The organism is Desulfocicer niacini (assembly GCF_054657595.1).
This window is the reverse complement of the sequence record NZ_BAAHYK010000042.1, coordinates 46,168-52,890: the sequence shown is the minus strand read 5'-3', so window position 1 is coordinate 52,890 and position 6,723 is coordinate 46,168. Positions and strand designations below refer to the sequence as shown.

The following is a 6,723-nucleotide window of genomic DNA, read 5'->3' as shown; positions in this document are numbered from 1 at the left end:
CTCCGTTCAATGTTCTCTCCACGGCCAGACGCTCCCGAGTTGACGCAATATCAAACTGTCTGTACTATACGCGCAAGCAACACTCAACGCAATTAATTCATGACGGATCAATGGAACTTTTCGATTATGGACGTATCTTCCCTGTTTTCCTTATTTCTTCTGGGCCTATCCGGAACCGGCCATTGCCTGGGCATGTGTGGTCCCCTTGTCCTGGCTTTTCCCGGCAAGTCAGGAAAATTTAATTCCCATCTTTACTACCATGCCGGACGGATTATCACTTACACAGGCATTGGCATCGTGATGGGCAGTCTGGGACTGGCACTGGCAAAACTTGCCTCTGTTACGGGGCTTGACTACCTGGGAACCCTGGCCCGCATACAATTGGTGTTTTCGTTGCTGGCAGGCATTTTTCTGGCTCTATTTGGTTTTGGCCAGCTGGGCCTCCTGGGTCAGTCTGAATGGCTTATGATATCAAATCCCCAGATAATACCCGGTTACCGCTTTATTGTCCGGTCCGCCTTTCAAAAATCCGATGGCTGGTTAATGGTCATTACCGGGATGTTCATGGGCTTCATCCCCTGCGGCCTCTCTTTTGCTGCCTTTTCAAGGGCATTGGCTGCCAGCCGGCCACTGGAGGGTGGCGCGTTTCTGCTTGCATTTGGCTTGGGCACACTGCCAGGACTACTGCTGCTGGGTACGGGGGCCTCGGTCATCGCCCGCCGCCACCGGCGTCACTTCGATATTTTGTCGGGGATGCTTATGATCGGCATGGCCGCAACCCTTATTCTGGATGGGATTGCAGCCCTTTTTTCATCCTTCGTTTGATCCGACAACCTTGGACGGATATTGCCACCCCGGCACAATTTTCTCAATGCTGACGTTTCCATAGTTTGTCACAGTGCCACCATTTTCAACCGCAAACTCAGAGGCTTCATTCTTTGAGTTAAAGGGAAACGCCTCATATCCCATGGGCCCGAAGACCTTGGAAGATCCGACAACATAAAATGCGGTTCGACCACTGGTCCACATGCCCGAGTTCCGATCCACCACCCAAATCAAAAAAGGTTTTACCGGCGTATCCACATATAGAGACTGCTTTCCCATAAAAGCGAATAGACACTGGGTCGAACAGAAGTGAAACGTTTTCCCATTTTTTATCTGCAGTTGAGATTTACCGTAGGGGTAGCGGGCCGGAAACATATTGCATACAGGGCATCTGTCAGTTGGGGAAGGTTCAACAATTTTACCCTTTTTAATCTGCCGGGCCTTGATCATCTTGTTTTCTTTTAAAACACTGGATTTAGCCGTTGCAAGGGCGCTTTGGTAATCAATGAGGTCACCACCGCACTGTTGGGCAAATTCTGTGGCTTTTGTTTTGTCGTCAAACACGATTTTGGAAACTGGACTCATGGTACCTGCTGCAGCGGATCCCAAAACAACAAACGCTTGGTCTGCAGGTATCATCTTTCCAGGTTCGTGATAGACCGACAGCATAACGTCTGTTGGATTCTGGCCTGTTTTAACACTCCAGTCGGCCAGGCAATGGAAGGAGCAAACCTGTTTTACTCCCTGATAAGGGGTAAACTTAATCCAGGTTCGCGCCCACATTGACCGAACCATACCGCAAACCGGACATTGTCCATGAAACTCATTTTGTGGAGGCATGATAGGATGTGTCACCTTACAATCCATTGCGTTCACACCAGGGAGAAACAGAGACAAGGACAAGGGCGTTAGGGAGATGGTTTTTAAAAATTGACGACGCTTGAGTGATTTCATTTCATTTCCTTTCAAAAGTTATACTATCGGCCTTTAGGCCCATAAAACCCAATGCTTTAATTTTAGGATATGAGTTTTGCTTTAGCAAGATTTTGTAATACCCTTATCAAAAAAAATGGAATGAAAGTTTCTGCCCCACCACAATATGTGGGTCAAACTTACAACAAATAGTGTTGAGAATTTCGGTCAGGGTGAAGGTCAAGCATTGGATACTTAAAATATCCATCAACGTCTGCAACACAGACCAGGGAAGGAACGATTTCAAAAAGTTTTTCTATATCTGATTTTTTCCCAGTGGTATCCGGTTAGGGTTTTGCATGCTTTTTCTTTTGCTCTTTGACAATTCGATCATTTGATTTTACCTCAGTTGCGTTGGACCGTAGCTCATTTTGAACTTTATGTCTGAGTTGACGGATTCTTTTGATGGAGCCCCCTTCATCAAACTCTTCATGACAATATATGGCCATGAGCAGGTATGAAATTAATCCCCCTAGAACTTGAACCATCACGCCGTACTCACTACGAGCGATGAGGTGGTAGACTTTTAGATGTTTTTTCCACCATTTAAAAAAGATTCAATGTCCCATCTAAGCGTGTATATCTTAGCCACCTGTTCAGCAGTCAGGTCATGTCGGTCCGTAGCGATGTAAAAAGTTGAACCGGCAATTTCATAGCCCACGACCCGCACCGGCTTTTTTGACTGATTCACACCAGGAGTCCCCAGAAGAACCACAGAGTCGTAAAAGATATGAGTACCAGATTTAACGCTGTTTTCCGAGATAACCGTTCGGGTGGTTTTTATCTTAATACGGCACACAAAATGTTTTTTCTCAGTCTGTAAAAGATCAAAGTCTTTGTGGGATTGGTAGCCGCGATCCATGATACCGGTTTGTCCCTCTGAGAGTATTGAACTTACAAATGGACGTTCCGCCCCTTTTCCCTCTGTCAGATAAACTTTTAGAGGGATCTGACGGTTAACATCAAATCCAAAATGACCTTTGGCTTTCTTTGATCCTGTTCTGTAATCGGCCCAATACATTGAAAGAACAGCATTTATAAGAGAACCGTTAATAGAGACAAGATCACCAAGATTTGAATATTGTGCTGACAGAACCTTTTGTGCTTTTTTACAAAGTTCATCGAAGACATATTGAAGCTGTTCGAGTCCACGAGAATTAATGGCCTCACAAAAACTGCTAAGGCTGATACCACCATCAGGAGCAATATTCTCTCTTGCAAAGTCGTCTTCTTTCATGCACTGGATAAGATCCCTTGCAGATTCATGCTCTTGAAGGTGATAAAACAATAAGGCATTGAGTTGGTCATCGAAAATCATTTTCAACTGGCGATGCCCCCTTGATTTCAGTGCAGGAACATTGAGCATAATTTGCTGTAGGGGGGTGTAAATATTGCCGAAATGATTGAGCATCAAATCTTACTTTTAAATCGTTCTGTTGGTGCGTAGTCATTAATTTATCCTTGTTATAATAGTAGATTATAACAAGGCGCGCGCCGCAGTTATTTACCGTTTGTCAAGCGAAAACTTAACTATTTTTTATTTTTATTACATGCAAAAACCTAACCGGACACCACTGATTTTTTCCCATTTATTTTTGTCAAAAAATATAAAAAAGAGCCGACCATATTTGAATCAAAATTAATGCTACTACCGATGGTATCAGTTTTTGAATTGTATCTTAAACATTTTCGGCCCCAAAATATTCTGCCATGAGATACTAATACTAAACCGCCCCATATCAGTTTTCACAAAGCATGGGGCGGTTAGAATCACGACATATTAGAGTTGTTTCGGTTTGCACAAATTTTCAGCCTTGGCTGCGCTGCGACCACAGCCTTCACAGTAGTGTGTGGCCGGTTTGATAAGTGCAACATAGCCCTTCGGGTCCTTGACTTGAAGTTCTTCTTCTATATAGGCGCATAATGTTTTTTGTTTATCATCGCTCATTGTTGTTTATCTCCATTTTTATATTGATATTTCATATATATTATTCCGCATTGCATCCAGGAAATAGAACCATCAATTTATGCGGTATTATTAACCAATAAACTAAACATTGCAATGCACATGTCAAACAGGCCATTCTTAGTAAGCACCCAGTTTTAATACTTGCTCTCTGAGTATAGGTCTTTGTTTTCTGGATAATTTCTTGTGAAATTCGATTAAATAAGTCAGGCCCACAATTAAATACGATGGCCTTCAGGATCAGTCAAAAAAAATGATCGTGACCCCTAAACAAATTTCACTTTAGACAAAGGTACACCCAATCCGCGTAGTTCCGAATAAGCCTGGTCGATATCTTCAACCTTAAAAAAAAGGGTGAGACCAAGGATCAGCCCACTCCATGTATTTCCCGACAATCTTCTCGGGCTTATTTCGCCATATGATTCCATGGCTGGTGCAGATCATGTCCAGAGACAGGTTGAAAGAGAGAACTTCTTTGATTTTTTTATAACCATGGGACTGAAAGGGGTTAAAATATTCGCATAATATTTGATACACTCATGGGCCAGTTCATTCTGATCGACGAGATCATTAAACATATATTCGGATGCGTAGTGTTGACCAAAGGCGTCGTTACTGAACAGAACATTCTCTTCACTCAGATAACAGGACATGCTGTCAGGCCAGTGCAGCATGGGAGCTTCAACAAAAATAAGTTCCTTGTTTCCCAGTCTTGATGATAATGACCTTTCAGTGATTTGACACCGTTTGCAGTGCAATAGATGACGGGCTCCAAACCGTATCGATCAAAACCACCTTTTCTTCTTTGATTAAATGGGAATTGTAGGAAGATCCGCGATGGGTAGAATATTCGTTTCCGTGAAATTTTCTAAGTTCCCAGTCTATCTTCCCCACCCAGTGAATGTTGTTTTTAACAATAAAACTCATGTCAGATCCCCCTTGGTGTTTTTGCTTCTGTTATAATCAGGGACTGTCTGTTCAGTGATGCGCTTGCCAAACAGACAGCACAGTCCCGATTCTATTTTATTAAAATAATGTAAAGTACTTAGTAGTAGTCATTATTCCCCACGGATCATGATCAACAGCATTTTAAACGGTTGTTTTGCCTGAACAGCGTGGGCAATATTGGCTGGCATGATTAACATCTCTCCGCAAGAAACAGCTTTAAGTTGACCTCCGATTGTGATCTCGGCTGCTCCATCCAGAATATATACTACCGCGTCAAACGGAGCTGTGTGTTCACTAAGTCCCTGATCCTTATCGAAAGCAAACAAGGTAATCGTGCCAATATTTTTTTTAATTAAGGTTTTACTTACAACAGACCCTTCTGAGTATTCAATGAACCCTTCCAGGTTAAACGGGTTGCCCTTTAGCGTATTTTCAATGGTCATCATGACCTCCTATTTATTTAAAATTTAGAGATCCCGGGGTACGTTACTGTCCGGTATCTCTGATAGAATCCTATCTCATGTCTTTTTATGCCGGTTTAAGATAAATTTCCTCCAGCTTCTCCAGCATACGGTGAAATGCCTCGTGTTTACCATTTGCGATTTTTTCTGCTTCGATCCGGTCGAACCCGGTCTACAATTCCGCCAGCTTGTCTTTTGACAAATGTTGAAGTGCCACGGGGAAGAGTATAGTATTTTCCTTGTCGATGTGACGATTCAGGAGATCACCATATGCATCGGCATGCTTTTTAAGGGTTAATATTGCATCTGTATCCCCGTTGGAATATTGGGTAAAGGTTTGCTTCATTCTGGCAACATGTTCACGGCCCTGCTGATGTTCATTCAGCATCACTCCAATTGGACCACCTTCACGGCTGACTCCGACTGCCTCAAGGGCTGGGAAAAGCAACTCTTCTTCTTTAGTGTGGTGACATTTATCTACAAATACAGTGAAAAATTCAAATCATGGAACATTTGAAGCGAGAAATCGAGCTGGTAGCCCGTTCGGATTTTACGGTTCTGGTGCTTGGGGAAACGGGCGTAGGTAAGGAGCTGGTGGTTCGTGCAATCCATGCGACCTCACAGCGCAAAGGCAAGCCCATGCTTTATCTCAATTGTGCAGCTCTGCCGGAAACTTTGGCGGAAAGTGAATTGTTTGGCCACGCCAGAGGAGCGTTTACAGGAGCCGTTCGAGACAGGGCCGGGAAGTTTGAACTGGCAGATGAGGGCACACTTTTCTTAGATGAAATCGGCGAGCTGTCGCTGACTGTTCAGGCCAAACTGTTACGCGCCATTCAGGAAGGTGAAATCCAGCGCATTGGGGCTGAAAAAATGACTTATGTCAATGTCCGGCTACTAGTTGCTACCAATCGTAATCTTGAAGATGAGGTCGAAAATGGAAAATTCAGAGCTGACCTTTTTCATCGGCTTAACGTTTATCCAATAAAGGTGCCAGCGCTAAGAGAGCACAAAGAGGACATTCCTCTTTTGGTTGGACATTTTTGTGAACAGCTTCAGCGCCGTTTGGGCTTAGGACCGGTGCGCTTCAGATCAGATATTTTTGACGCGATGAGCCGATATGACTGGCCTGGTAACGTTCGTGAACTGGAAAATGTTATATCCAGGGCAGTGCTTAAAGCCTCATCCAGAACACCACGGAGTGAACAAGTGGTTGTAGAATCCGATCATTTGGAAACAGATTTGATGCCGGTCAAAGAACAGATTTTGCCTTCCATAGGGGAGCATGGCATCATTTTTAAGCTGGGGTTCTCTCTTAGAGATGAGACAAAAAAATACCAAAAGGAAGTTATCAAACTCGCACTGTCAAGAAATGATGGCAACTGGGCTGCTGCTGCCCGCGATTTGGGGATGCAGAGAAGCAATCTCCATAATTTGGCCACACGATTGGGGTTGCGTCAAAAACGGAGCATAAATCAAACTCCAGGATTGTAATGTTTGAAACGATTAAGAAAGTAAAGTCCGTTAAAAAGACGGGTGAGAGTGGCCTCAACA

6 protein-coding genes and 2 pseudogenes are annotated in these 6,723 nt (G+C 43.7%); 2 read left to right on the top strand and 6 right to left on the bottom strand.

Annotation, left to right across the window (positions count from 1 at the left end; translation table 11 throughout):
* Positions 1-126: 126 nt before the first annotated feature.
* Positions 127-825, top strand: a complete 699-nt coding sequence (locus ACYQ2M_RS19465; protein WP_459918048.1) for a sulfite exporter TauE/SafE family protein — start codon at positions 127-129, stop codon at positions 823-825.
* Here ACYQ2M_RS19465 and ACYQ2M_RS19460 read toward each other — a convergent pair.
* The 6 genes and pseudogenes from ACYQ2M_RS19460 to ACYQ2M_RS19435 form a co-directional block, all read right to left on the bottom strand.
* A complete protein-coding gene (locus tag ACYQ2M_RS19460; protein WP_459918047.1) occupies positions 811-1,665 on the bottom strand; it encodes a nitrous oxide reductase accessory protein NosL in 855 nt (284 codons plus the stop codon). The genes ACYQ2M_RS19465 and ACYQ2M_RS19460 overlap by 15 nt on opposite strands.
* A 419-nt stretch (positions 1,666-2,084) precedes the next feature.
* Positions 2,085-3,208, bottom strand: a pseudogene (locus tag ACYQ2M_RS19455) (IS4 family transposase).
* A gap of 369 nt (positions 3,209-3,577) precedes the next feature.
* Complete coding sequence (locus ACYQ2M_RS19450; RefSeq protein WP_459918046.1) at positions 3,578-3,745, bottom strand: hypothetical protein; 168 nt, start codon at positions 3,743-3,745, stop codon at positions 3,578-3,580.
* A 458-nt stretch (positions 3,746-4,203) separates the two neighbouring features.
* Positions 4,204-4,521, bottom strand: a complete 318-nt coding sequence (locus ACYQ2M_RS19445) for a hypothetical protein (RefSeq protein ID WP_459918045.1) — start codon at positions 4,519-4,521, stop codon at positions 4,204-4,206.
* A 300-nt stretch (positions 4,522-4,821) separates the two neighbouring features.
* Entirely contained in the window at positions 4,822-5,157 is a 336-nt protein-coding gene (locus ACYQ2M_RS19440) for a cupin domain-containing protein (protein ID WP_459918044.1), read from the bottom strand.
* A 187-nt stretch (positions 5,158-5,344) separates the two neighbouring features.
* A pseudogene (locus ACYQ2M_RS19435) lies at positions 5,345-5,638 on the bottom strand (hemerythrin domain-containing protein); the annotation flags it as partial.
* Positions 5,639-5,676: 38 nt separating this feature from the next.
* On the opposite strand from ACYQ2M_RS19435, the gene ACYQ2M_RS19430 reads away from it, so the two are divergent.
* Positions 5,677-6,663, top strand: coding sequence for a sigma 54-interacting transcriptional regulator (locus tag ACYQ2M_RS19430; protein WP_459918043.1), 987 nt, complete (start codon positions 5,677-5,679; stop codon positions 6,661-6,663).
* Positions 6,664-6,723: the final 60 nt, after the last annotated feature.

Bases quoted from the DNA above. Each gene is read 5' to 3' on its own strand.
- ACYQ2M_RS19430 (WP_459918043.1), top strand. From the start codon at position 5,677: ATGGAACATTTGAAGCGAGAAATCGAGCTGGTAGCCCGTTCGGATTTT.
- ACYQ2M_RS19450 (WP_459918046.1), bottom strand. From the start codon at position 3,745: ATGAGCGATGATAAACAAAAAACATTATGCGCCTATATAGAAGAAGAA.
- ACYQ2M_RS19440 (WP_459918044.1), bottom strand. From the start codon at position 5,157: ATGATGACCATTGAAAATACGCTAAAGGGCAACCCGTTTAACCTGGAA.
- ACYQ2M_RS19465 (WP_459918048.1), top strand. From the start codon at position 127: ATGGACGTATCTTCCCTGTTTTCCTTATTTCTTCTGGGCCTATCCGGA.
- ACYQ2M_RS19460 (WP_459918047.1), bottom strand. From the start codon at position 1,665: ATGCCTCCACAAAATGAGTTTCATGGACAATGTCCGGTTTGCGGTATG.